Origin of the sequence: Bacillus cereus group sp. BceL220, from assembly GCF_051776965.1 — a bacterium.
GTDB lineage: Bacteria > Bacillota > Bacilli > Bacillales > Bacillaceae_G > Bacillus_A > Bacillus_A cereus.
Genome location: NZ_JBPWBC010000006.1, coordinates 1 through 26508, shown reverse-complemented (window position 1 = coordinate 26508; position 26508 = coordinate 1). Strand labels below are relative to the sequence as shown.

Genomic DNA, 26508 nt, shown 5'->3' with positions numbered 1-26508 from the left:
ACTCTAATTTTGCTTAGAACTACCTGTACTAGTAGCTTCACCATGTATACGTTGCTGTTTTAAATCAAAGTATACATCTAATACTTCCTTTCCGATTATAGAATTAATTCCATTTTTATCATCATGAAGCCATGGAACTACTACGGAAAATGCTACTTCTGGATTATCATATGGAGCATATCCAACTAACGTTAAGTTGTAACATTCCATACGTTCTCCTTTTGCATTTCTACCAATCGGGTCATCTCCACCATATACAGTTTGGGCTGTTCCTGTCTTTCCTGCTGGTTTATATGGCGCGTTTTTGAAATATTTCACGCCAGTTCCATCACCTTCTTGGAATACCCATCTAAACCCTTCTTTTATCCGATCAATATGTTCTTTCTTCATATCAATTCGATTTAATACGACAGGCTCTATGGAACGTATAACTTTGCCAACCTCTTCTTTTATTGATTGTTCTCGTATTTCTTGTACAATTTGAGGTTGCATTCTATAACCACCATTCGCAATCGTTGAAATATATTGTGCTAATTGCAACGGCGTATACGTATCATACTGACCGATAGAAAAATCTAGTAAAAACCCAGGTTGACTATCTACTTTTCTCGTTTGTCCAATTATTTCATTCGGTAAATCAATACCTGTTGGGACACCTAAACCAAATTGCTTGAAATAATAGCGCATCGTATCAAATGCTCCTTGTTTAATATCCAATGAGCCATTTGGTACGTAATTAACTCCCGCAATTTTTAAAGCTGTCTGGAACATGTATACATTCGAAGATACTTGTAAAGCCCGTAAATCATTAATATTACCAAATCCGGATACATTCCACGATTTCTTAGCTTGTGTACCTTTAAATTTCATCGGCGCGTCATAAAATTGATCTCCTGGATGTATTGCGCCTGTCTCATATCCAGTTAATAAAGTAGCACCTTTTACAGCTGACCCTAGCTCATACGAAGTTGTCATGTTTCCTAATGCCAAATCCTCAACCTCTATTTTCCCTTCTTTTTCTACAATCTTTTTGCCTGCCATTGATAAAATTTGTCCGTTATTTGGATTCGTCATGACAACAAAAGCTCGATCGAGCAGTGGCTCTGAACTCTTAAAAGCTCTCAAGTTTTTCTCTATACTTTCTTCCACTTTCTTTTGTAATTCCATATCAATCGTTAATGTTAAACTATTACCACTTTTTCCTTTAGAGATTATTTCTGTGCTAACAATGTTTCCTGATTTATCAGTAATATTTTTCACTTCTTCTTTTGTGCCGTGTAATACATCTTCATATCGTTGTTCAATATAACTTTTTCCAACACGATCATTACGGTTATATCCACGTACTAAATAAGAATCTAAATTTTCTTTCGGTAATCCTTCTTCACTACTCGTAATATTTCCTAATACAGAACGAAATAAATTACCGTTTACATAATTACGTTCCCAATCAACCGTTGCATCTACTCCTGGAAAATTCGCAAGATTTTCGCTTATCCGCGCATACTCTTCATCTGTTACATCTTTTTTAATGATTTGTGGTGTTAGTTGATAACCTGAACTCATTTTACTTTTAATAGCTAACACCTTTAAATCTTGTGCTGTTAATTCTGCTAATTCTATCTCTGTAACACGACCTCGTCTTAAGTCTTCTATTTTTTTATCTAACTCTTTTCCCTCTATACCCTTTTCTTTAAACTTTTCTATATCTTGCTTAGTAATCTTTGTCTCCGCACGTTTCGAATTCAACTGCATCCAAAAATCTTTTTTATCGATATCTGTTAATTTATTTATATCTTGTTCAGGCATTTCAAGTACTTTCGCCAAGTCTTTTGCTGTTTTTAAAATATCTTCACTCGTAATTCCCTTCACCCTTGTATACGTAATTGTGCGAAGAGATTTATTATTAACAACTGTTTTCCCTTCTCGATCTAAAATTTGTCCACGTGGAACTGGAATACTAGTTATTGCATTTTGACTACTTTCCACTTGGTTCTTATAAGCCTCTCCCTCAACGATTTGTACCTTTCCTAGCTGCATAATAATAGCTGAAAATAGTACAAATATGCAAAGGAACATTATATTTAATCGAATAGATATATATGTCTTCTGCTTCTTGCCTTTTTGTTCTTTCATAAATCCTCCATTTAATCCTTTCAGAAATTGCTACAAATACTAAAAGCATTCCTTATATATTAGATACCGATAATCGGTTATAAATATCGCCTCAATTTTTTGCTTAATCCTTGTAAGCAACCATTCCTTTTCGTTTAGCTACGGAATTAATAACTCTCCCTTCCTGTTTTCTCTCTATTTTTTTGCCACTTGCATGAGAAGTGCTAAACTGTATAATGACTCTTATTAAACTTACATATAAACTTGCTAGTAAATTTTCATGCTAATTATTCCTTTCTTCATGCTGTAATACTTAATAGACAACCTAAACAATAAAGTTGTTCCACATTTACAAAAAAAATAATTAAATATAAGATGAAATAGGCTACATAAGGGAGGGTTATATGTTACATATAAAAAGATGGAGATTTTTTGCGGTTTTTTCTATCGTAGGTTTGATTTTACTAATTTTATTAAAAATCAACTTCATTTCAATTACTATCGCAACTTCTTCAGCTGAAAGAGGAAAGATTTTTGATCAAAATGGTGTAATACTAGCTACAAATAAGAAAATTAAGTCTCTATATTGCACTTCTAATGACGAAAAGCTATCGAAACAAGATACATCAAACACATTAGCTTTTTTTAATCAATTTTCAAGCGAGTTTCAACATGATATTTCTACAGAGAACATAAAATCTCAATTACAACAATCTTGTAAAAAGCAGACTATGAATGATATACCGTTATACTCTGATATAACTGAGAATGAACTTGCATTCATAAACAAAAACAAACCCAATAATGTAATAATTAAAGATGAATGGATTCGATATTATCCTAAACACGAAATTGGTTCACAAGTAATTGGGTATGTAGAAAATGACCTTAATTCAAAGCATAAGGCTGTTGGAAAAAGCGGGATTGAGCTGCAATATGAAAATGATTTAAAAGGAAAACCAGGTAAAACTCTTATTTTTAAATTGAATAATAAAAAATTCTTATGGAATATTCAAAAAGTACAAAAAGGTAAAGATGTACGGCTAGCTTTAGACTCTGAGTTGCAGCAAAAGGCAGAAGAAGCATTAAGATCTCAAATTAAGAAAACACCTGATGCTAAAGCTGGTTATGCTGTAGTAAGCGATGCAAAAACTGGCGCGATTTTAACTATGGTCAACTCGGCAGTTTTTGATCCAAATATATTAAATACACATGTATCTTCTAGAAAAGAAAATATTAAATCTCTTTCGCAAAATAAAGCGATTCAAAAATTAAAGTATGGTGAATCTTATGTAAATATGGCTTCTACTATAAAACCACTTACTATTTTAATTGGATTAAACGAAAAACTTTTTCAACCCGAAGATACTTATTTAGATAAAGGTACTTTTCAGTATGATAATCAAAATAACATTACGAATGCACCTGGAACACCAACAGGTGAGATTACACCGAGGCAGGCTATCATTAATTCATCTAACACATTTATGACAGCAAAAGTAGCTCTGCCCCTATTCAACCAAAATAATGGGAATATAGAAAAAGTGGCACATATATGGACAGATTATTTAATGCAATTCGGCCTACGTTCTAAAACCGGGATTGATTTACCCTTTGAAGAAGACGGACAATATGAATTCCATCCATCTAATAAGTTTGAAAATGGGATTTCTGCTTTATTAAATGCCTCTTGGGGAGGAAATGAAGTGCATACCCCTCTTCAACTCGCTCAATATGCAGCAACTTTGGCAAGTAAAGGTGATAAATATAAACCTCAAACTGTAAGTGCAATTATTAGTCCGGACGGTAAGGAAACAAAAAAGTTTAAACCAATTTTAGAAAGTTCAAATCGTTACCCGATGAACTTTTGGAGTGTCGTGCAAGGTGGAATGAGTCAAAATATAGAGGAAATTAAAAAGTTGCCCTTTGACGTCGCAGGTAAAACAGGTATTACAGGTTTTCCGAATGAGCAAGAAAGAATGATAAATCATTCTCTTTTCATTGCTTATGCTCCTACTGAAGATCCACAAATTGCCATTTCTGTCGTTATTCCTGGTAGTAATTCAGAAAAAAACATTGCCGCTCTCGTTACATCAGAAGTTTTAAAGTCTTGGAATATACTTCAAAAGAAGGATAAAGATAAAGAGGAAGGTTCATTAAAGTGAACCTTCCTCTTTTACCATATAGATTCTATATTCGTTATTTCCCATATACCTTCATGATTCTTTTCGAACATGAAAGAATATTTAATATCAGTTAAAACATACTTTTTTTGTACATATCCAGTAGTATCACCGTTAATAGTCGATATTTTTATATATCCATCATTTTGCACTTTTTCCGGGATCCAAGCTTTTACCATTTCATTAGATACTTCATATAAAACTTTTGATTCTCGTTTTGGTTCAGCTAAAATTTTCGTTTTGTTTCCAGTAACAGTTGCATATATAAAGTGTTCTTGCTTTGATTGATTACTTTCTGTCATTCCACTTGGCACTTTGTAAACTTTCTTCTTATCATTTACAAATTCTCCCCCCATTGCAAGGGCGACTTGCAACTCATGAAAAATATCTTCATCAAACTTCAATTCATCCTTCTTATAACTCTTCCCTTTAAATAGAACTTCATCATTTAATGCTCTATACAAATCATTTTCACTTTTTGAATTTGTGCTTTGATATAAATCATTCATAAATTGTTTTAATGATGGATCTTGAGCAGATTCATCTTTTGTTTTAGGCTTAATTTGAGTACTACTTTCTACCGGTGATTTATTATCATCAGGCCAAGGTTGTTGAACAATAAAAAATAACATTGTACAAACCAAAACAACTACAATAGGTAATGCTTTTTTACGAAATGGTCTTTTATGTTTTACAAAATCCACTTCATTATTTTCATATATAGACTGCTTTATTTTAGAAATAAATTCTTCTTCATCTTTACGATTCTCCATTGGCCCTTTTTTTATTTTTCTATACCAGTCAGGATTTTGTTTATTGTTCATCACTACTACCCTCCCCTATTAATTTTGAAACCTTACTTCTCGCTCTACTTAATCTCGATTTTACAGTTCCAATGGATACTCCTAATGTTTCAGCCATTTCTTCATAAGATAATTCATATTTTGCGTCCAATATAATTATTTCACGGTGCTTTTTAGGTAGTTCTAATACAACCTTCCACACATCATTCATTTCTTCTTGCTTAAAAAATTCTTGTTCTGCTGACAGGGATTGCTTATCGTCACTAAAAAATCCTATTAAAGATATCTTTTTAAAATAGGAGGATTTCAAATAGTTTATTGCCGTATTTCTTGTGATTTTTAATATCCACGTTTTAATAGATGACTCCTTTCGAAATGAATTCCAATTTTTAAACACCTTTATAAATACATCTTGCGTGATATCATCTGATAAGTGTGGATCTTTCGTAATAATAAATGAATAATTCCATACATCTTGCCAATAGTCTTTTATAACATAGTCCAGCTCATCATGATTACACTTTTCAATAAACGTCTGTTCCATTTCCACACCTCAAACTTATTTGAATAAACATAAAAACTGCCCTCACTTTTATTATGGTTTCAATATATAGACAAGATACAAGTTTCATTTGTTCCATTGTTTATCTTTTTTCAAGCAGAATAATACTACTAAAAAACAAGTAAAGCATACAATGATAAAATTCCACTCATGAAAATCTGTTTTTTTGAATTTAACGTAACACTCCACTTGTCCATTTCAATTTGCTATACTCTTCTATTTACCATTAGCAATGCCAACTTTTCAGAAATAAAAATTAAGATAAGGTATTAACTTTCTAGAGTCGCAGCAAAAAAGCATTCTCGATTAGAAAGAATGCTTTTTTGAAATTTAATTGTTCTATATTTTCCCCAATTTATATCTTTGAGTTAAGCAAACATGTAATAAATTTAGTCAAAAAATTCACCTTATAATTAAGTATTATTTCTGAAATACATGTTTTACTTTTTCACCTGGAACATTACTTCCTCCTCTTCCTTTTACATCTTCAATCATCATTGTAACAATCATGTCTGGCGCATTTGCATCGAAAGCTGCGAACCATCCCAGTTCTTTTCCGTCTGCTTCTTTCGACTCTTTCAGTTCTGCTGTACCAGTTTTACCAGCAAGCGTTACACCATCAACCTTTGCAATTCTCCCTGCACCATCAGGGTCATTAATGACTTTGATTAATGCACTCTTTAATATCTCTTGATTCTTTTTAGAAACCACATTTTCTTTCCAATTCCCTGCTACTTTTGCTTCTTTTAAAAGATGTGGCGACGGAATATTCCCTTCATTCACAATCGGTGCATATGTTAATGCTAAATGAAGTGGCGTCATTAATACTTGTCCTTGTCCATAGCCCGTGTCTGCTAGTTGAATATCGTTTTTTATCCCATCTTTTGCAATGATTGAAATAGGAAATTCGTATTCGATTGGTAATTTTTCATGAAATCCGTACTTTTTAAATTCCTTTACATACTGATCTTTTCCCATTTTCAAAGCTTGTTGAGCAAAATAAATATTATCAGAGTACTTCATTGCCTTATCAAAATCAATTGGACTTGCATCCTTTACACGCGTTACATAGTAATTTCCCCAAGATGAATCTTTTGTCCACTTCAATCCTTGAATTTTAAATTCTTCCTTCGGATTTATTGTGTTTGTTTCCAAACCAATTGCACCTGTGATCGTTTTAAATACGGAACCTGGTACAAATGCTTGTGTAAAGCGATTCGTCATTGGTAGTTTCGAGTCGTTACTCCATGCTTCTCGTTGGGCTTTCGATGCTCCTCTAACTATTATATTTGGATTATAAGCAGGGCTACTTATAAGTGCGATTGTTTCACCTGTTTTAGGATTGACCGCTGCACTAGACCCTGCTTCAGTTTTCATCTCATTAAAGATTTTTTCTTGAATTGCAGCATCAATTGTTAACGTAACATTTTCTCCTTCTTTTGCTTCTTTTTTTGCTACGTTTTTAATCTCTTTCCCCTTCTCATCTTCTATAAATACGCGTCCACCCTTTTCACCACGCAATTTATTTTCTAACACTTTCTCTAAACCGGTCTTACCTACTAAATCATCTGCTTGATAACCTTGTTTTTGAAGTGATTTTAACTCCTCCGCATTCACCTTTCCTATATATCCAGTTAAGTGTGCCGCTGCTTCACCTAATGGATACGTACGAATATTTACTGGGCGAGATGAAACTCCTTCTAATTCAATATAATCATTCTGTCTGGTTCCCTCTTTTAAAATACCAATTGGTACAAAGGAGTCTGGTTTTATCCATTTTGCTGTGAGCTTTTGTTCGACCTCTTCTATAGACATATCAAGTAATTGTGCTACTATTTCTTTCGTTTGCACTGCTGTTTCGCCTAGTTTCTCTGGAATAATTCCAACCTCAGTCGCTTTACCATTCGTTACAAGCCCTTTTCCATTTCGATCATATATTTCTCCGCGTTTTCCTTGCTCTATTTGCATACGTACTTTGTAATCTTTTTTCATACCTGGGAAGATGAAGTCTGGTGTCCAATCTGTTTTCCAAGACTCTTTATCTTTCACAAGTTTTGCTTCATGGATGAATGAAACTGGTCCTACATCCGTATCCATCTTAACTTCAAAAAGAAAAAGCTCTTTATCTTTCGTATTCTCTCCTTTCATTTTAACTTTTAAATTTTTAGCTCCAATCCCCTCATAGATTTTTTGATATTTTTCTGTGAATTCTTTTTTAGAAATCGATTTTTTTGCATGATCTGATAAATGATCATACATATTTGCAAAATTTCTATCATTCCATAAATTGATATATTCTTCAAATGCTTGTTTTGGCGGTTCGTTTTTATTACATCCTACCAACAAAACTGCGAAACAAACGAAAAGCAGCATCCATAATTTTTTCAATTCAATCTTCTCCCTTATTTAAAAATGATGATTCCTTTCTTAATTTATTTAATAGAAAATGTTTTAACGCTTAATAGACAGTGTAAGTAATGACATTGTTCCATATTTTAAAAAAATAGACCTAATTGGAATTCATCAGAAATTAATAGATACAAAAAAACGCCATACTTTCTGTAAATTTCTACAAAAAGAATAGCGTTTTCTTATTTTATCTTTCTATATATGCTATACCGTGAGCTCCTTGATTTACAGAAGGATCTGCATTTCGATCTCCTGGATCAACTTCAATGGTATGAACATTCTTGTAATTAACTAAATCTAATACACTTATTGTCCCTGATCTAAGGTTAGAAACAAATCCAACCGTTCCGTCCGTAGAAGAACGCATTGTAATTGGGAGTAAATCTACTTCTATTGTACCTAACACATTTAACGATTCTCCATCAAGAACAGAAACATACCCTGGTGCTGGAGAAAACATATTTCTTGTTCTCTCTCCATTCTTATTCTGAAAACGCGTATGTCCTACCAATACTTTCCCATCATTCGTTACATGAACCGGAGTAATTAAATCTGAAAATGATTTTGTCTTTATAATTTTATCGGTTTCTGTATTAATGATGCTAAGTGTAGGTTGCTCCTCTTTGTAGTCTCCAAGTAAACATGGTGAAGGGATGTAAACTCGATTACCTTTAGGAGAAATAGCTAGTTCTTCACTACCATTGGGCATAGATACTTTTCCAATTAACTCCTTATCATGTGTATCTAAAACCGATATAAAGGGCGCCTCTTTATTAGAGGAATATCCTTTTGTACCATCTGGAGTCGTAACAAACCAATGTGGACCTGCTGCTTCTGTATAGATTCTATCTAGCACTTTTCTCGTGTTAGGATTAATAATTAAAATTCCTCCTTCACCAGATTCAACACTTACATACAATAAGTCTTTTTTTTCATTATAAACTAAACCATGTGGTGCAAATTCCGGCGAGATATCAATGATATCAATTACTTTAAATTGATCAATATCGATAACTAAAATTTCATGGCTTTTTTCCGGATTATTTCTATAAAAACCTGAGCGATAAGTAATACTTACATATAACAATTGACGCTTAGAATCGAAACATAATTCATGAGGTTCTGTAACTGGAGAATCTATAACCCCTATTCTTTCAAAATTTTTCGCATTGAAGAAATGGATTTGATTACCGCTGGAGCTAACGACCGCCAATATAGGATTATTTTCTTTAGAAATATTCATTAATTAAACCCTCCTTGTTATTTGTTCCAAATTTCTTAAGTTCCATAGAAATCAGCATATTTAAGTAATTTGTATTATTACTAAGACAAATTATAAACAATTTTCACCTCCTTTCATTTAAATTAGTTTAACTTATAATAAGCTAGACTAACTTTTATTCCGTAAAAATAAGTTGAATTTAATAATCCAACGTATTTATCTACCTTCTCCAACTTTAGCTTTTATACTTACATGTATTTTATTTAATAACCTTCCAATACTTTACTCCTCAATTAATGATGCACAAAAAGCACAGAAAGTAAGTAATTAGCGAAATACCATTTCTTTGTCTCGTGCATTATCAGATACTCATAACATAAGTAAATCAAGCTTAGCTGCCATTGAATCAGTTTCCTTTGCTGCCGTTTTTTTAAATTCATTCTGCGTACAGCTCTATTCTTTGGGGAATCGTTCTATAGATTGACAAATTTGCTTCAGATTCTTGTTTTTTATTGAACTATTCCTGTGTTGAAAAACTAATTATAATTAGTTAGCTTAACTAACTATAATTATAAATACATTCACATTTTATCGCAAGAGTTTTAAGAATCTTCGAATAAATGAATAGAGAGATAGAATTATTTTCATCCTAAGATACATAATCTTAAGTTGATAGTGATGCATAACGAGAATTTCGTACGTTAAGAAAAAAACTTGCTACATATGTATGTAGTAAAGTTTTTTTATTGTTTACTTCTCGCTCCACAATCAGCTTTTTTAACTAACACTTTAATTGTTTTAACAGCCTTTTGTTTAATTCCCACAAAGCCGTTTTGTTACTATTTCATTTCAAGAAATCTCTTAATCTAATTTAATAAACAACAATTTCAGTTGGTAGCGGGTTTGTAAATCAGGAAATTGAGACGTAGTCTACCATTACTTCTTTTGGAATCATACTCCCTCCTGTTCTTAATACAATATCCCTGTAAAAGCAGGCTCTACGTATTCTCCTAAATTATCAAAATCAACAATATCTAACACAACATCATGGAGCTTGCTCGCGACTTTGACATTGCCATTCACTACATAAATCGCAATTCGTTTTTCTTCCATCTGTTTCATCCTTTCTACACCCTAGTTTTACAAAATAAGAAGTCATCAAAACTTATATTTATTACTTTCTGTTATCTCCTCACTACTGTTCTATGCATTATGTATGTAAATTTTAATTGCCTACTAAAAAATAACGTATTTACAGGATGTATGAAAATTATACAAAAAGTAATAATTCATCGTTTACCCAACAATAGATAATATGGATAAAGAAAAAATACTAGAGAATATCACAGTGTAGTAGTCTCAAGTATCTTTTCATAGTATTTTAACGGCTATGCAATACGAAGGGATAAAAAAAGACCTCTTACGGAAAGATAAGAGGTCATCAAGAAGATAAAAATGTTGTATTTGAAACACGCGAGTTTCTAATTCATATCATAACACAATATATTTATATATTCAATATATACATAAAACAAGGGGTATATGTTCAAAAAACACACGGAATATTAATTTGGAACAGTATGTTTTATTCTTTTAACCTATTTCTTCTACAATGCCGTAATTGTAACAATGGATGGTCTCCTCTATATACTGATGAGCAATTGTAGCAAGTTTTTCTAAATTCTCTTCCGTTACCTCATGAGTAAACAGAACAAAATTACTGTCGGATTCGGAGTCTGTTGAAATGGAACCATCGATCCGTTATGAAATGTTGAGCTTGCATCTCCTAGATTCCATGTAAATATTCGCTAATTCCAATCCCCTTTCGTGTCTATTTTATGTTTAATATAGTCTCGTACCGTATAAACGGGAAATGTTGTTAATTTGAAAAGAGAGCGGAATAAAATTTCTTTATCGCCTCTGTTCTTTCTTCTGTATGATAGAAAAAACGGAGAAAGATGGAATTTTATCTATCCTCATCACTTGTTAGAAAATTCTAATTTGATTAAATTAAAAGAAAATGATATATTGATTTTAGAATAATAATCCAATTAATGGATGACAACCTGATACCTGTAAGTGGACTATGACAATGTCAGATAAACGGGAGGAATTTAATATGAAAAAATTATGTTCATTTGCTTTAATCGGTGCCTTAACCTTTTCGGGTTTTATCGTTTTAGACAGTACGCTACCTGATAAAGCGCGCGCTGAAGTAAATACGATTAAGCAAGCTTCAGCTGTTGTGGATGATTGGCCATGGCAGACGTATTTCTTATTGCATCACAACGTGGACTATCTACAAGAATTAGCCCCTGGTACGTTAAAACAAGGTGATACGTTTGATACGACGGTATATATAGGCGGAAAAGATGTAGGTGTTGTAAAGATTTATCGATTGAACGGAGAAGGTAAATTGCAACGCTACAAAACCATTTCTGCAGGTGAGGCTGGACACCACTACTATTCTAGGTTCAAAACACCAATTACAACGGTTTACACACCAAGTACATATGTGGCAGTACTAAAAGTAGATAATTCATATTATTATGGTGGCTCCTTCCAAATTACAAAGTAAAACATATAGGTATATTTGTCTGAAACGCACTGGGTTACGGTGCGTTTTTGTTATCTAACGAATAAATGATCATGCGGGAAGTCAAAGCATATTATCGAAACGGAGCTGAATGTGATGAAAATTGTAACAGTTAATGCGGATGCAACAGTCCATGTTGGTATTTTAAAAGGGATGACAGGATGTGTTACTAGTTATGATGCGGATACTGGGATGGCCGAAATCTAATTGGATCCATTTACAACGGTTATAATTAGGTCTGTATTTCTAACGCAATAAGGTTTGTATAGGACTCTTTAGAAAATTAATATTTGATTTTTATAGTGACTCAATACATTATATGATTAAAACTGAGTTACATATTTTAAAATCATCAACAGGAGAATCTGCAAATTTACGGGTTCTTATTTAAAACATAATGCCAGAAAAGCTGAGGTGAATAAAGTGCAAATTTTAAAATCTTTAAAACGTGACGTATACATTTTTCTTCCATTGTCTATTTATTTTTCCTCCATTTTTATTTCATTCTATATTATAGAGAATACATTCAACTTGCTAAGTTTTTTACCAGCACTTGGAACCCTGTATGTCTGGGTAACTAGTGTGATAGACATTAAAAATAAAAACTACAAAATAAAATAAAAAAGCATCTGAACTAGATGCTTTGCTCTTAATGTTATAGAATATTGACGCCCATGACCATACAGCTACCAAAAACAATACATACCAAACCTAAAAATATTAAAAAATCTGGCAGATCAAAATGTTCGAGTAACGCGCCTATTAATAATAAAAAGGGATATACTAGAATTTCAATCCAGGTTACGCCCCCTGCTTTCTTTATTTCTCGGTAAGATACAACGCTGACAAGTAAAACGCCTACTACAATCAACCCTATCCCTAACATCATCCATTCATCCTTTTGAAAATTTAGTATTTCACTTTCATATACTGCTCTTTTACGAGCACCAATAATTCCCTCAATTTCTTCTCTACAGGATGTTCTTGATTTTCAGATACTTCTCTCCCGTATGATGAAAAGCTTTGTGAGCAAGCACTAGTTGTAACTTCCAATTTCGCGTATGAGAATGTATGCTCATTTTCTTTACCAATGTTTTCAGTAGTGCTTCCATTTGAACCAACGCGTATACAGCTTTCATCAAGTTTGGTGCGCTTACCTTCCTTGTTAACCGTGTAATACGTGTCATTGACATCCCCATATTTCATATCGGCTGTAGATGTAACTGCGGTCCCGTCTGCAGAAAAAGTGACGACACGAAATCCATCTTCTTCTGGCAACAACTCAGCTCCTGGAACATTATATAGTACCAATAGGTCTCCTTCGTATGCTTCTGGAATGAGATAAATGGTATCTGTAGTGTCTTGTCCGAATCGGATACAACCGCTTAAAAGAATCATAATAAAGATCCCACAATACATTATAACTTTTCTCATAGAGTCTCTCCCGTTATGTGTAAGAATGGTATAGTATGTATTATATAATGCAATATATTTCCTTGGATAGAATAAGTTTCTAGTTTGAAGACGATTTTACTATTGTTATATAAAATATTTATGTCAGTGGATGATTAGCACGAAGAGAAATGGAGTGAATTGATGAGCAGACGTTTTGCATTAACATATGAAAATAAGATTTTGAGAAAGATAATGATTACCGTAAGCATTATCATACTCGTTTTCATTGCAACAGGGTGTGATTCTGTCCAAAATGATGCAAAGGATGTAACGGAGATTCCGCTAAACAGCAAATTAGAATCCCTTATTTCAGAAAGTATCATTGCCTGGAATCAAGACAAATTAAATTATACAGAAAAACAATTTGAGACGCATGTAATCTATGGAACTGAAATGAAGGATGAAAAAATGTATGTCTACCTTCATTCCCTCATGCAAGGATACAACCGCGAAACACAGACAGTTTCTCAAGCAGGACATTTACTTCCAGTCCGTGTGACGGTCACAAAAAATGGGGATGATTACATCATTGAAGATTACCGTGAACCAGGAGATGGTGCTGAAAATGAACCTACTTTGCGCAACATGTTCCCGAAAAAGTATGCGGATCAAGCACTCACTATCTCAAATGAAACGATTCAATCATTAGAATCTCGTATGCAAGAATATGTTTCTAAGTGGCTGGAAGATACAAGTAATAAAAGACAAGATAGATAACAAATAAAATATTCATAATCGAATATTTTACAAAAAAAGGAGAGATATAATCTCTCCTTTTTCTACTTTATACCTAGCATTATTTGTTATATCTACCAAGTTGCTGTTCTGCTATAGCAACGAGACGTTTTGTGATTTCTCCACCTACAGAGCCGTTCGCTCTTGCAGTTGAATCCGCGCCTAATTGTACGCCGAATTCTTGTGCAATTTCATATTTCATTTGATCCAGTGCACTTTCTGCACCTGCAACCACTAAAGAGTTGTTACGATTGTTTGCCATCATATATCACCTCCTGTACGTTTAATATCCTACGAAACAAAGAAAATATTATTGGTAAATAAAACCATTTATAGTTTGTTCTTTTATCCACTATTTTACTTTTCCGTAACGATTTCAGCAGAATAACAGTATGAGTTTCGTTTATTCGCATTAATATACAGAATGGAAAATATGTTTACGAAGAGTTATATTTTTTATAAACATTTATTGATGTAGATGTATTGCAAGTTCTTCTAAAATATTGACAGATAATATGCCACGTGTTAAATTCAAAACATTTAAATATTAAGGAGATGAGTGACTGATGTCAGTTAATAAGATAGAAGAATATTGGTATATGTACGCTAAAGAAAATGGGTTAAACATGAGTGTTCCAGATTCGTGGATGTTTGGAGATGGTTCCAAAGAAATGGGAGATAAATTAGGAAGTTTAGTAGTTAAAGGAATCAAAACAGGAACATGCGCTGCACATTGTGTTTATGAGCTTGAAGGGGAAGAAATTCAAAAAGTTGGTCAGTACGATATTGTATTGGATGGAGACAATAATCCATTAGCAATTATAAAATATACAAAGATCGATTTACTAAAAATGAATGAAGTAACAAGTAATTTTGCAAGATCTGAGGGTGAAGGCGATTTAAGCTATGATTATTGGTATAGTGAGCACGTTAAATTTTTCACTTGGGAATTAAGTCGGTATGGACTTAATTTTACTCCAGACTTAATGCTAGTTTGTCAAACGTTTAAGGTAATGGATGTTTATAAAGATTAAACATGAATAAAAATCAAACATGTTTATTTTATATTATGTTTTTAAGCATTTCGTCATGTAAAAAAACAAAATCCCCTTCAGGAAAGCTGCTAAGCTAGCGTAAGGTGCTAAATTCCCTCAAAGTATCTCAAAAGCTGGATAATCATTTAATATTTCTGTACTCTCCAACTTACAACAAAACACATCGCAAAATATTTTTACGATGTGTTTTAAAAGGGAAATCATCATCAAGTTTTTCACCCATATTTTTATAAGGAGTTTTACCATTGAGGATAAACGCCTTCATTTCAAAACAGTTCTTTTCATTTGTATACGATATGTCTCACACATATAGTATACAAATTATTACACTTACTTTTCTTCACCGCTTGCTTGCATGGAATTAAAAGTCCAATTTAATTTCAACGCATCTCCTTGAAATACATTTTGTTCTTCAACGTTATCTACGAATGTAAACATTACATAAAATGTATCATCATCACCTGGAGCAAGTCCATTTCCTTCTCGATCTACAATACCGTTCTTTACAAGATTAGGAATATTTCCATTTTGCGTAGCTACCTTTAATTCAGATAATGTAGTAGACCAAATTGGAACCTCATTTTTATCCAAGTTCCACAAGAAATCAACACGGATATGATCACCAAAATCAGCATTTCCATTATCCCCTTTCGCATCGATTACACTGTAATCTGTCAGGAGTTTCACATCTCCTATTGCTAAGGTTCCTTTGTTTACTAATTGAAAACCACGTTCCATTTCATCACCTGGTTTCAGATTGTCCACATTAATAACAACTTCTGGATTCACACTCAAATCTAAAGTACCCGCCGCAAACGTGTTTTGTGATACTTCCTTATCACTAAAATATGCATATGTTCCCCCGCCAATTAAGGATAAGCCAAGCACTGCAGTTACAACACCCATACCAAGTTTTTTCTTCATACCCATTTCACAAGTCCCCCTATTGTTAAAGTTTAAACTACAAACCTTATTTCCATCCCACAAACAACAATAATAATTAAGCAACTTCCTTGTCCCATAATGAAAGCAAACTTACTTTAAACTAGTTACTTCATGTACCCAAACGACTATGACTCTTAAAATGACCGGTATTGTTACCTTAAATCATTACCGGTCATTTGTTAACCAATCCATTTCATTTAATATCCATTGTCTGATGCCTTTATTTACTCTAGAAGTTTGCCCACTTATTTTTTTGGTTCTAAGCCAATAGAGCGTAAGATTTTATCTAATGTCACTGGACCTACATTTTCTTTCGGTTTCTGATTTTCTTTAGCATCTGGACTCTTTTTCAAGAAGTTTTTCTCAATAAAACGAATATCTGTTTCATCTACAACACCATCTTGATTTATATCTCCATCTTTTACAGATACTTTTCCTTTTCCATACGATAAAGCTGCTATTCTAGCATCTTGAATGTCTACCATTTTATCTCCATTTACATCACCTGCAAGGTTATCTTCCATGTCAACTCTAAAGTTTTGTCCCACTAATTCACCGTCTTGCACCTTCCCTATTTTTGTTGTTAATTTACTATTTAAATGACCTGGCATTTCTACGAAAATATCATATTCTTTATCGCTTACTGGGACACTATGAATTTCAAATTGCCCGTTATCACCAATCGTTCCTGTATATTTCTTTCCATCCTTGCCAACTGCGTACACTTTTGCTCCTAGTTTTGTATAGTCTTTCTTACCTAAATACCCCTCTTCATTCAAGAAAGCTTCCGGGCCAATATACCCTGTAATCGTTGAATGTTTCGAAACAATAGCAAAAGATTTATCTTTAAACGCAGGAATCTCAATACCTTCTGATGCAACAGCTTTTGTATAAGAGAACTTCTCTACTCCAAATGCAGTTAAATCATTAAAGTATTCATCGTTCGTCATCTCGAATGTAACATCTAAAAATGGTGTATCTCCATCTAATCCTTTAAATTCTTTTCCTTCTAATGATGCCCCAACTTTCACCTTGTTTTCCCAAGCTCCTTCTTCACTTATCTTCGGATCTTCTAATTTAAGGTTCAGTCCATGTTGTTTTACATATTCCGTAAGTGCTGGATTTGGTTTCACATCTGTAAATTTAAAGAGCTGCTTGTAATAAGGAATTTCAAATGTACCTGACATAAGCTGTTTTACATTATTAAGATTCAAAGTTAATGTAATTTTCTCTCCTAATTTGATTTTATCTTTGTCATAACTTGGAACAGCGTATTCTGTCCCTTCCTTTACAAAGACGTAATCTTTATATCCAGTTGCCATATTCCCTGCAGTTGCAAGATCATATCCAAATAATTTTAAATTTAACGGCTCGTTTATTTCCTCTGGAAGTACTCCAAATTTAAAATCACCATTTGCTTGAATTGTATTCAGCCAACCTGATGGAAAGGCTGAGTTTTGATAATATACAATTTGGTTCGCTTTTTGATCATACTGCAAGCCTTTTGCCTTCAATGCATCTACTGTAGAATCATAAATATTACCATGCACCCATAATGCACGTTGGCCGTCTTCTTCTTTAAACATAGAATCATTGACTTCATGTATACCAGGTTGTACATCCTTAAATTTCATTTCCGGTATAACATTATCAATGATAATGCTATCGCCTTTTGTATACGATTTTCCTTCTTTATCATATCCAACGAAGTTCAATTCGTAATCTCCATCAGGCAACATAACAGGTTTATCCCCAATTGGATGAGCTGGATCTCCTGTGAATGGAAGTACATACCCTCCCATACCAGAAAACATCATATATTCAATATTCGGTGTTAGACTACTTGCATTAAGTGTACCAACGACTCCTAATGCCTTTCCTGTCTTTCGGTCCTTCACAACTGCATCAATAGTTTCAAGAGGACTATTTAGTTTAAATGTCAAAGGCGAACTTGGTCTCTCCATAAACGGATGGAATTTAGATGCATCTGTTGCCATTGCATCTCTCAGTAAATCTACAGACGCAATCCCTTTTTCTGTGAATTTAACTGCAAATGGTACTTGATATACTTCTTTTTCATTGTTTTTATTTGAAATATGAATATAGCCCTCATATCTACCAAATTCAGCGTTTTCTGGAATGATAATTTCAGGGCTAATTTCCTCTGATGTACTAGGAGCTACTTTAATAGAATCTGGTACATTTAGCTTCACACCATACTTCGCTGCATCTTGCACACCTACACTTGTAGATGAAAACTCTACTTCTAATTTAAACTCTTTTCCATCAGTTTTACTGCTGTTCTTAATTAAGACTTTTCGACTATCTTTAATAGGCCCATTTTCAATTTGATTTTTATACCCAAACGCAATAGAACCTGTTTTTTCTTCAATTTCTACTTCTTCATCATCTACAACGTTTGATGTTTTATCGATAACCTCGATAGATGTATCTGCATGAACTGCACGATATGCATCAATTCGTCCAGAGCCCACCTCAAATACAGAACGCTCTTCTTTTAGGTCAACTGCGGTATTCATAAGTGCTTCTTTTACTTCAAATGGACTATAGTTTGGATGTTCTTGTAAAATAAGTGCCGCTACCCCTGCAGTATGAGGAGTTGCCATAGATGTACCTGACATACGTCCATACGCTACCGGATAATTTTCTCCATCTTTTGAATCATTAATATATTCAGGAACAGTTGAGAAAATAGACACACCTGGTGCTACAATATCTGGCTTAATATCATCTGTTTTAGTTGCAGGACCACGGGAGCTGAAATCAGCCAAGTGATCTCCCTCTGTTTTTATATTACTAAGTTCTCCAAATGCTAACGACACATCTCCTTGTACAGCTTTTGCTTGCAATTTCTCACCATCTACTTTTGTTAAGCGGAACGATGGAATAGATGAAGTACTTTCCCCAAGATAACTTGTAATTTCCCCATCTACATTGTTGTATACAATTACCGCCTTTGCGCCTGCTTCCTTAGCATTTTTAATTTTTTCATCAAATGTAATCTCACCACGTTGGATAAGAGCTAACTTCCCTTTTACATCTTTCCCTGTAAAATCACCTGATTTCCCAAGCCCTGCATATACAACCGATAAGGATTGTCCTTTCAAATCTTCAATCTTATCAGTAAAGCTTTTTCCAAGTAGCATCATCTTATCTACATGTACATCACCTGCATCGGCGGAAAACGTTGGAATATTCACTGCAGCGTCACTGGCTCCAACTGTAATTGGAAGTGCTGCTGCACTAGGTGATCCTATAGTACCTTCTTCCGGACCACTATTACCAGCTGCTACTACTGTAACAACACCTGCTAACATCGCATTGTTCACTGCAACAGAAGTAGGATATAAAGGATCATTAATAGACGCTCCTAGTGATAAATTGATAACATCCATATCGTCTTTCACTGCTTTATCAATCGCAGCAAGAATACCGCTTGTTTGTCCACTTCCATATGGACCTAATACGCGATATGAATATAAGTCTACATCTGGAGCAACGCCCTTCACTGCATAATCCACACTATTCTGTTTGTCTGCAGCAATTGTCCCAGCTACATGCGTACCGTGGGATGTATAATATGCACTTCCCTCATAAATCTCAGGATATCCTCCAGAATTTTGCCAATCCTTATACGTTGTCTCCATTGGATCAGCATCATTATTAACAAAGTCCCATCCTTTTATTGAGTTCGGATCTATTTTAGTTGGATCTTCACCTTGTTTTGCACGATACCCTTTATATGCATCTTTCAAATCCGGGTGGTTGTAATCAATACCTGTGTCTAGTACACCTACCTTAATTCCTTTTCCTGTTATTTTTTCATCATGTAGCTTGTCTACACCAATTTGTGGTACACTATCTGCCATTTTTGGTTCAACAGCAGTCTTAGCTGTTTCTTTCGGCAAATCAATTTTAACCTCATGATCTTCCCATACGCGCTTAACGATACCGGTACGAACTAAGTCTTCGATTATATTTGCTGGTAAAGAAATCGCTACACCATTAAAAGCATTCTTATATTCTCTTGTTATCTTTGCAGATTTTACATTTGTCCCTTTCTCTTTATTCTTTTGAAGCTGTTCAAGCTCTGCTTTAAATCCTTTATGTGATGCCTCTACCTTTTGTTCCGCATTTGAAAGAGCTACTTTTTTCCCTTTAGCCGCTTGTTTTAATACCTCTATTTTGCTAGGCGCTTGCTTAAATTCTATAATCACATTCACATTATTAGGACTTGTTGTATTGATACCTGGCGAAATAACAAAACCTGGTTTTGTATCTAACGTTTTTAAGGCATTACGTTGTTCCTTTGTAAGACCTTTTAAGATAGCATTTGCATCATCAATTCCAGTTAAAGTAGATGTATTTACCTCTTCCGCTAATACGTTATATGGAATTCCTTGAGACAATAACATTCCAACTGTTAACGTTCCAATAAGAATCTTTCCAAATTTCCCTCGTTTCATATTACATCTCCCCATTATTAATATTATTTTTTGAAACAAATTGATTCTTAAATTCCCATGTAGCATTGGAAACTCTATTAATCTTAATCTTTTGTATCATGAAAGATTTCCAACACTACTACCATCCCCATACCTCACATAGCTAACCACTCACTTTACTCTTTCTATAAGAGCCCTCCGTCATTTATTTCCAACAAAAGATTTTCACAAAATGAATTATTAACAAGATTAAAATGTAATTCTATTTTTATTATTCCACATTTTGATTATTCTGAAAATTGAACAAAAGGAGTATCTTTTCTCTAAGGATTCTATGCCTACATAGTACAAAAGAACTACCTTGTCCTTTATTCTTTGTAATACAGAATAAAGCGACACGATAGTTCTTTGATAGATTTCTTATTTAATCTAGCGGAACTAATTGATTTCGGACTGCATAAATCACTGCTTGCGATCGACTTTTCACATTTAGCTTTTTAAAAATTTTATTGATGTGAATTTTAACTGTTTTATCACTAATATATAAAACTTCAGCAATTTCTTTATTACTAAGTCCTTTTACTAGTTCAAAGAGAATTTCCTTTTCACGTTCCGTCAGTTCATTTTCATTTGATTCTACTTTCATTTTTTGCTGATGATATGTAATTAATTTTTTAGTCATACGCGGATGAATGACTGAATCGCCTCGATATAACATTCGAATTGCTGCTACTACCTGATCTGATGATGAATCCTTCAATAAATAACCATCAGCACCGGCCTGGAGTGCATCCATTAAATACTCATCATGTTCATACATTGTAAACACAAGTACACGGCAACTCGGATATTTTTTTTTCACTAACTCTGTAGCTTCAATCCCATTTTTCCCTGGAAGATTAATATCCATCAAAATACAATCTGGTCGGCATTCTTCTACTTTTCCCAATACTCCATCCCCAGAGCTAGCTTCTCCAACCACTTTCATATCAGATTCATCCTCTAGTATGCTCCGAATTGCATCCCGTAAAAAAGCATGATCATCTACTACTAATATTTTAATCATTTTACGCACCCCTTGTTTGTGAATCTGGAATTAACAGTGTAATTTCTGTCCCTTTTCCTACAGAACTATCAATCTGTAAAGTAGCCCCTAATTGGTCAGCTTGTTCATTCATATGTAATATACCATAATGTGGCTCATTCTTCGTTTTAACCATAGACTCAAATAGTGAAAAGCCAACTCCATTATCCTTAATCCTTAAAAGCACGTGTTCACTTTGATAGCTGAGTAAAACATCAGCCTTTTTTGCCTGTGCATGTTTTACAATGTTTTGCAAACTTTCTTGTAATGTATCAAATATAACTCTTTCTTTTGAAAAACTAAGCGCACGTGCATGACCTCTTTCATGATATGTAATGTCTAGTTCATATTCTTGTCTTAAAGATTTTATTTTACTTGCTATCGCCTGCTTAAGTCCCAATTGTTGTGTCGGATATGGTTTTAAAGCATAAATAGAATAGCGAACTTCTCCTAGGCTTCCTCTTAAATCTTTTATGCTTTTCTCTACTACTTGCTGCATATCTTTTGGTTTATCACGGTATTTTTTCTGCGCGGATTCTAGTTGGAATATCACCCCGGCTAATGTTTGCGCAATACCATCGTGAATTTCTCGAGCAATTCTATTTCTTTCTTCTAAAATCATTCTTTTTTCCTGTTCAGAAATTAATATCCTTGTTTTAACTACGTTAGCTAATTGGTTAGAAAATGTAGCTAACGACTGTACATCTTCTGGAAAGAAGCCTGCATTTCTACTTTTCCCTGCAACAAACATTCCGACTAGTTCATCATTAACAATAAGAGGAAAATATACAAGTGAGCGTATGACACTTTCAAATATTTCATCTCCAGGAGCCGTACCAATTTTCCAATCATTAAATACAAGGTTTTTAGAAAGTCCCTCAAACGCATCGTAATTTTCTAAATGATCAGAAATATCAAGACGAACTTTCCCATCTTTTAATAGAATATTCCAGTTTCCATCATCTTTTGTCCATATTACATATGCTTGTATGCCAAAAAAACCTTTAAGTGCTTGTTTAATATGCTTCAAGTTTCCTCCGGTTAATCCTCGACTAATTTCGGTCGTAATAAGAAATAACTCATATAATCGTTCTTTCTCCATCCTTATCCGTACAGAAAAAGAACTAATAACGGAAGTTGCTACAAGTGGAAAAAAGAAAAACAGTACTGTAACTTCGTTTACTTCCACACTATATGTACTAATTAGTACATGCATCAGTGCCGCATAAGAGAAACCAAAAGTTTCGCAAAGAAATACCGTAATAGTTTTTTTATACCATTGGTAAATTGAATATGGCTGCGGAAGAAGTATCATTAACAAATCGTAAAAACGATTGTTGAAAAAACAAAAAAACACGCAAAATAATAACAAAGATATTAAATTCTCATACAGAACTGACATACCTATCTTATTAATTATTAAGGACATACATTTGTCTGAAAACCATTTGGCAAAGATCAAACTAAGTGCATGTTGAGTACTATTAAATAACATTCTTTGTATCGGTGAACGACGATGCATGTGAATAATTAGCGTGACAAGTACAATAGCAACAATAGTTATATGGATTCCAAACTGCCAACTCATAGCGTAAATTATCGGAAAGGTAAGCGAACTAGTTCCTCTCCAAAATCTTACAGGAAAATACTCTGCAATCCCCATAAAAAGTAACAACAATATTAGTATTGTTAGATGAGAAGGGATTTTAATTTCAAGTAAAGATATAGTTATAGTAACCAAACCAAGAAAAGAAATAAAATAAAGATAAAAACTAGCAATCTTTTCTCTCATAAAGATAGAATTTACATCTTTCAAAACAACCCCTTCTTTCCTTATAAAAACTTCATTTTCTCTATTATCCAACAAAAAACCGGCACTGGCAAAATGGAAGGACATCCACTAGCCAATCACCGGCTGTGTACTACACCTAAAAAGGCAAGACACAATACTAGTATATATCAGTTTGTGAAGTTTACCCATTAGTCAAATGGTGTAATTGTACATACTTTTAGACTTAGGTCTACTAGTACAAAAGATGTATACGCAATTTAAATTTTGATTCACTAAAAAAATTCTAAGAAAAATAGGAAGGCAATCGTAGTAAATACTTATCTATATTAATTTCATCTAAATCTTTAGGTTATGTATGTGTCAAATACTCCCCATCTAATATTTGCAAATAACCCATGAGATAATCTCCTTATATACTATATATGAAGTTTATCACTTAATATTTATTGAAGAAAAAGCGATGCATACAATAATCAAATCTAATTAACATATTATTTGATTATCGGTAGCGAGATTAAAGAGACTCCCTACTCTCAGGAAGGAACCTCCAATTCATATTATTCCCCCTATTTCTATGTTTCTTATTTGATTCTAATTAACTAACTGATTAGGGTTATTGCAAATCAAAATAATAAAACCACATCTCCAATTATTAGATAACTATCTAATACATTGGAGGTGCGGTTCACTTAGATCATTGATGTTTCAGCTATTCTCTTTATTTGAAAATTACATCTACCATACTAATTTAATATTATATTCCTGAAGCCAACTATTAACTTGAAGTAAATAATCTATTATACCTCGTGCATCATTACCTGAAATTACTTCGTCTTTTCCTTCTGCAATAGCACGAACTCTTTCTACATTAATTAATGGCAAAATAGGTGATTCAGGATTGTTCAACACATGTAACATCCAATCACTAATACCTTGTACATAAGAGGCATCCTTTGTGCTTGGATATGCACTTTTTTTGCGATAACGCACATCTTCTGGAAGTACATTTTCAAAAGCTCGACGTAAAATACCTTTTTCAATATTGTCTATGCTTTTCATTTCGAATGGAACATTCCATAAGTATTCTACAAGCCGGTAATCGCAAAATGGAACTCGTACTTCAAAGCCATTCATCATACTTGTGCGATCTTTTCGTTCTAGCATAAATGGCAAGAAACGTGTAATAAACATGTAAGACATTTGACGTTGCTTCATTTGCAGATCACTTTCACCTTCTAAAAAAGGAACCTCAGCAACCGCATCTCCAAATTTTTGTTTTTGATATTTTTCAGGGCTAATCTTCGCTTTAAAATCCTCTGATAGAATTTCTGTGCTATACCATAAATTAACACTCCAAGGGAATATCTCTGCATCTAGAAACTTCTCTTGATGGAACCATGGATATCCTGAGAATACTTCATCTGCGGATTCGCCTGAAAGTGCAACTGTTGCATCTTTTTTCATTTCCTTAAATAACAAATAAAGAGACGTTTCTAGTTCTCCAACTCCAGGTAGATCACGCGCTCGCATTGGAGTTAATAAATACTCTATTAAACTATCTGATCCTACCTCTATAGAATGATGCTTTGTTCCTACATATTCAGCCACACGTTTCACCCAAGGCTCATCACGATCAAAACGAAGGAAGTCTTGCTCAAAATCTTTTTCATCATTGATGAAGTTCAGGGAATATGTATGAAGACGTTCCCCTTTATTCCCAAATTCGTTTCCTGCTAAACCTGTTAAACCACTGGAATCTAAACCTCCGGAAAGCATAGATACCACTGGTTTATCAGCAATTAACTGACGTTTAACCGTATCTTGTAAAATGGAGCGGATTGTCTCGACTGTTGTATTAATATCATCTACATGTTTTTTACTTTCAAGTTTCCAATACTGTGTCGTAGTCGAGCCATTAGAGGTAAACGTCATATAATGGCCAGCACGCACTTCATGTATATCCTTGAAAATAGCATGACCAGGAGTACGTGTTGGTCCAAGACAAAATATTTCAGAAAGTCCTTCTTTATTTACCTCAGCATCTACAAGTGGATGCGAAAGTAAAACTTTTAACTCTGAACCAAAGAGAATTGCGCTTCCCCTTTGAGCGAAAAATAACGGCTTCACGCCTAGATGGTCACGACCAAGCATCAATTTCCCAAATCTTTCATCCCAAATACCAAAAGCAAAAATCCCATTTAAGTGTTGAACACAATCTTCTTGCCATTCTAAGTAAGCGTGTAGTAATACCTCTGTATCCGATTTGGTCTGAAATTCATGACCTTTCTCCTCAAGTTCTTTACGTAATTCTTGATAGTTATAAATTTCTCCATTGAACGTAAGGCCAATCGTATCATTTCCATCTTTATACAGCATAGGTTGAAGGCCACCTTCAGGATCAATGACGATGAGACGTCGATGACCTAATGCCGCTCGTTTTGAAAACCAATGCCCCTCTGCATCTGGTCCTCGGTGAATGATAGCATCTGTCATTTTTTTTAACGTTTCTTGTTCATGAGACAGGTCTTTAGACCAGTCTATCCACCCTGCAATTCCACACATAGTGTCTACCTTCTCTCAAATAGTATAGAAACCGACTAAAATCAAATATCAGTCGGTTTTCCGTAAAAAAATCCGACTAAAAACATCTTTTAGTCATGTTTATATAATAAAATGAATTGAATAAAAAATCAAATAATTCAATCAAGAAAGAAATCACTTTCCCCTTCACTTGAATTCTCATCGTCCGATTAAAAAATTATTACCTCAAACTTTCAACTTTATCCCTAGGTTATAAAGTTGCATTCTATTATAGTTATATACTAGAAATAAGAATGGTGTATGTTATTCTATAAGAAGCAAATAGAGGACTTTCTATTAGGAGTTACAAAATTAAAAATGAACTGATACAGAATGTAAAAACTGAAAACTCGCTAAATATTTCAAGGATAGGGTGTAGACAATGATCAAATTAAAAAAAGAAAATAAAAAAATGAAAATCATTCAATCTGCCACAATACTGTTCTCTACGCGTGGTGTCCGTAACACAACGGTTGATGAAATTGCAAAGACAGCTAAAGTTGGTA

At 33.7% G+C, this 26508-nt stretch carries 19 protein-coding genes; 5 read left to right on the top strand and 14 right to left on the bottom strand.

The genetic code is table 11. From position 1 onward, the window contains the following. Positions 1-3: 3 nt before the first annotated feature. Positions 4-2136, bottom strand: coding sequence for a peptidoglycan D,D-transpeptidase FtsI family protein (locus tag ACS2FK_RS16840; protein WP_063547335.1), 2133 nt, complete (start codon positions 2134-2136; stop codon positions 4-6). 383 nt (positions 2137-2519) lie between these two features. Here ACS2FK_RS16840 and ACS2FK_RS16835 point away from each other — a divergent pair, with 383 nt between their 5' ends. Continuing rightward, positions 2520-4280, top strand: coding sequence for a peptidoglycan D,D-transpeptidase FtsI family protein (locus tag ACS2FK_RS16835; protein ID WP_063547334.1), 1761 nt, complete (start codon positions 2520-2522; stop codon positions 4278-4280). Between the two features lie 11 nt (positions 4281-4291). Here the strand turns inward: ACS2FK_RS16835 and ACS2FK_RS16830 are convergent, their stop codons facing one another. The 5 genes from ACS2FK_RS16830 to ACS2FK_RS16810 form a co-directional block, all read right to left on the bottom strand. Then, the gene (locus ACS2FK_RS16830) at positions 4292-5122 is read right to left on the bottom strand and encodes a hypothetical protein (RefSeq protein WP_063547333.1); all 831 of its coding nucleotides are present in this window, start codon (positions 5120-5122) and stop codon (positions 4292-4294) included. Next, a complete protein-coding gene (locus ACS2FK_RS16825; protein WP_063547332.1) occupies positions 5112-5645 on the bottom strand; it encodes an RNA polymerase sigma factor in 534 nt (177 codons plus the stop codon). The genes ACS2FK_RS16830 and ACS2FK_RS16825 overlap by 11 nt, the downstream gene beginning before the upstream one ends. Before the next feature lie 438 nt (positions 5646-6083). Further along, complete coding sequence (locus ACS2FK_RS16820) at positions 6084-8051, bottom strand: penicillin-binding transpeptidase domain-containing protein (protein WP_063547331.1); 1968 nt, start codon at positions 8049-8051, stop codon at positions 6084-6086. 208 nt (positions 8052-8259) lie between these two features. Then, entirely contained in the window at positions 8260-9315 is a 1056-nt protein-coding gene (locus ACS2FK_RS16815; protein WP_063547330.1) for a hypothetical protein, read from the bottom strand. Between the two features lie 948 nt (positions 9316-10263). After that, entirely contained in the window at positions 10264-10416 is a 153-nt protein-coding gene (locus ACS2FK_RS16810; RefSeq protein WP_000812117.1) for a hypothetical protein, read from the bottom strand. 997 nt (positions 10417-11413) lie between these two features. Here ACS2FK_RS16810 and ACS2FK_RS16805 point away from each other — a divergent pair. Further along, positions 11414-11872, top strand: a complete 459-nt coding sequence (locus ACS2FK_RS16805; protein WP_063547329.1) for a DUF5065 family protein — start codon at positions 11414-11416, stop codon at positions 11870-11872. 673 nt (positions 11873-12545) lie between these two features. Here the strand turns inward: ACS2FK_RS16805 and ACS2FK_RS16800 are convergent. Together ACS2FK_RS16800 and ACS2FK_RS16795 are read right to left on the bottom strand one after the other, a co-directional pair. Further along, positions 12546-12779 carry a hypothetical protein gene (locus tag ACS2FK_RS16800; protein WP_002094019.1) on the bottom strand — a complete coding sequence of 78 codons (234 nt, stop codon included), beginning with the start codon at positions 12777-12779 and terminating at the stop codon, positions 12546-12548. A 20-nt stretch (positions 12780-12799) separates the two neighbouring features. Beyond that, the gene (locus ACS2FK_RS16795; RefSeq protein WP_063547328.1) at positions 12800-13324 is read right to left on the bottom strand and encodes a DUF6843 domain-containing protein; all 525 of its coding nucleotides are present in this window, start codon (positions 13322-13324) and stop codon (positions 12800-12802) included. A gap of 162 nt (positions 13325-13486) precedes the next feature. On the opposite strand from ACS2FK_RS16795, the gene ACS2FK_RS16790 reads away from it, so the two are divergent. Further along, complete coding sequence (locus tag ACS2FK_RS16790; RefSeq protein ID WP_063547327.1) at positions 13487-14062, top strand: hypothetical protein; 576 nt, start codon at positions 13487-13489, stop codon at positions 14060-14062. Between the two features lie 79 nt (positions 14063-14141). On the opposite strand, the gene ACS2FK_RS16785 is transcribed toward ACS2FK_RS16790, so the two are convergent. Next, positions 14142-14342 (bottom strand): alpha/beta-type small acid-soluble spore protein, encoded by a 201-nt coding sequence (locus ACS2FK_RS16785; protein ID WP_080469927.1) that lies wholly within the window; start codon positions 14340-14342, stop codon positions 14142-14144. 304 nt (positions 14343-14646) lie between these two features. On the opposite strand from ACS2FK_RS16785, the gene ACS2FK_RS16780 reads away from it, so the two are divergent. Continuing rightward, positions 14647-15114 (top strand): ASCH domain-containing protein, encoded by a 468-nt coding sequence (locus ACS2FK_RS16780; RefSeq protein WP_000115719.1) that lies wholly within the window; start codon positions 14647-14649, stop codon positions 15112-15114. 351 nt (positions 15115-15465) lie between these two features. Here ACS2FK_RS16780 and ACS2FK_RS16775 read toward each other — a convergent pair whose 3' ends face one another. The 5 genes from ACS2FK_RS16775 to asnB form a co-directional block, all read right to left on the bottom strand. Next, positions 15466-16065, bottom strand: coding sequence for a TasA family protein (locus ACS2FK_RS16775; RefSeq protein WP_063547325.1), 600 nt, complete (start codon positions 16063-16065; stop codon positions 15466-15468). 260 nt (positions 16066-16325) lie between these two features. Then, complete coding sequence (locus tag ACS2FK_RS16770; protein ID WP_063547324.1) at positions 16326-20567, bottom strand: S8 family serine peptidase; 4242 nt, start codon at positions 20565-20567, stop codon at positions 16326-16328. 403 nt (positions 20568-20970) lie between these two features. Next, the gene (locus ACS2FK_RS16765) at positions 20971-21612 is read right to left on the bottom strand and encodes a response regulator (RefSeq protein ID WP_016100091.1); all 642 of its coding nucleotides are present in this window, start codon (positions 21610-21612) and stop codon (positions 20971-20973) included. 1 nt (position 21613) lies between these two features. Then, positions 21614-23446: a GAF domain-containing sensor histidine kinase gene (locus tag ACS2FK_RS16760; RefSeq protein ID WP_063549312.1), complete on the bottom strand. Its 1833-nt coding sequence runs from the start codon at positions 23444-23446 to the stop codon at positions 21614-21616. A 711-nt stretch (positions 23447-24157) separates the two neighbouring features. After that, positions 24158-25984: an asparagine synthase (glutamine-hydrolyzing) gene (gene asnB, locus ACS2FK_RS16755; RefSeq protein ID WP_063547323.1), complete on the bottom strand. Its 1827-nt coding sequence runs from the start codon at positions 25982-25984 to the stop codon at positions 24158-24160. Between the two features lie 400 nt (positions 25985-26384). On the opposite strand from asnB, the gene ACS2FK_RS16750 reads away from it, so the two are divergent. Further along, positions 26385-26508, top strand: a 124-nt coding sequence (locus tag ACS2FK_RS16750) for a TetR family transcriptional regulator (protein ID WP_438899658.1), incomplete at its 3' end; no start/stop codon positions are given.

Coding starts and splice junctions, on each gene's coding strand:
- ACS2FK_RS16775 (WP_063547325.1), bottom strand. CDS start 16,065: ATGGGTATGAAGAAAAAACTTGGTATGGGTGTTGTAACTGCAGTGCTT.
- ACS2FK_RS16770 (WP_063547324.1), bottom strand. CDS start 20,567: ATGAAACGAGGGAAATTTGGAAAGATTCTTATTGGAACGTTAACAGTT.
- ACS2FK_RS16795 (WP_063547328.1), bottom strand. CDS start 13,324: ATGAGAAAAGTTATAATGTATTGTGGGATCTTTATTATGATTCTTTTA.
- ACS2FK_RS16805 (WP_063547329.1), top strand. CDS start 11,414: ATGAAAAAATTATGTTCATTTGCTTTAATCGGTGCCTTAACCTTTTCG.
- ACS2FK_RS16800 (WP_002094019.1), bottom strand. CDS start 12,779: ATGATGTTAGGGATAGGGTTGATTGTAGTAGGCGTTTTACTTGTCAGC.
- ACS2FK_RS16765 (WP_016100091.1), bottom strand. CDS start 21,612: ATGATTAAAATATTAGTAGTAGATGATCATGCTTTTTTACGGGATGCA.
- ACS2FK_RS16810 (WP_000812117.1), bottom strand. CDS start 10,416: ATGAAACAGATGGAAGAAAAACGAATTGCGATTTATGTAGTGAATGGC.
- ACS2FK_RS16790 (WP_063547327.1), top strand. CDS start 13,487: ATGAGCAGACGTTTTGCATTAACATATGAAAATAAGATTTTGAGAAAG.
- ACS2FK_RS16815 (WP_063547330.1), bottom strand. CDS start 9,315: ATGAATATTTCTAAAGAAAATAATCCTATATTGGCGGTCGTTAGCTCC.
- ACS2FK_RS16840 (WP_063547335.1), bottom strand. CDS start 2,136: ATGAAAGAACAAAAAGGCAAGAAGCAGAAGACATATATATCTATTCGA.
- ACS2FK_RS16830 (WP_063547333.1), bottom strand. CDS start 5,122: ATGAACAATAAACAAAATCCTGACTGGTATAGAAAAATAAAAAAAGGG.
- ACS2FK_RS16835 (WP_063547334.1), top strand. CDS start 2,520: ATGTTACATATAAAAAGATGGAGATTTTTTGCGGTTTTTTCTATCGTA.
- ACS2FK_RS16780 (WP_000115719.1), top strand. CDS start 14,647: ATGTCAGTTAATAAGATAGAAGAATATTGGTATATGTACGCTAAAGAA.
- asnB (WP_063547323.1), bottom strand. CDS start 25,984: ATGTGTGGAATTGCAGGGTGGATAGACTGGTCTAAAGACCTGTCTCAT.
- ACS2FK_RS16825 (WP_063547332.1), bottom strand. CDS start 5,645: ATGGAACAGACGTTTATTGAAAAGTGTAATCATGATGAGCTGGACTAT.
- ACS2FK_RS16785 (WP_080469927.1), bottom strand. CDS start 14,342: ATGGCAAACAATCGTAACAACTCTTTAGTGGTTGCAGGTGCAGAAAGT.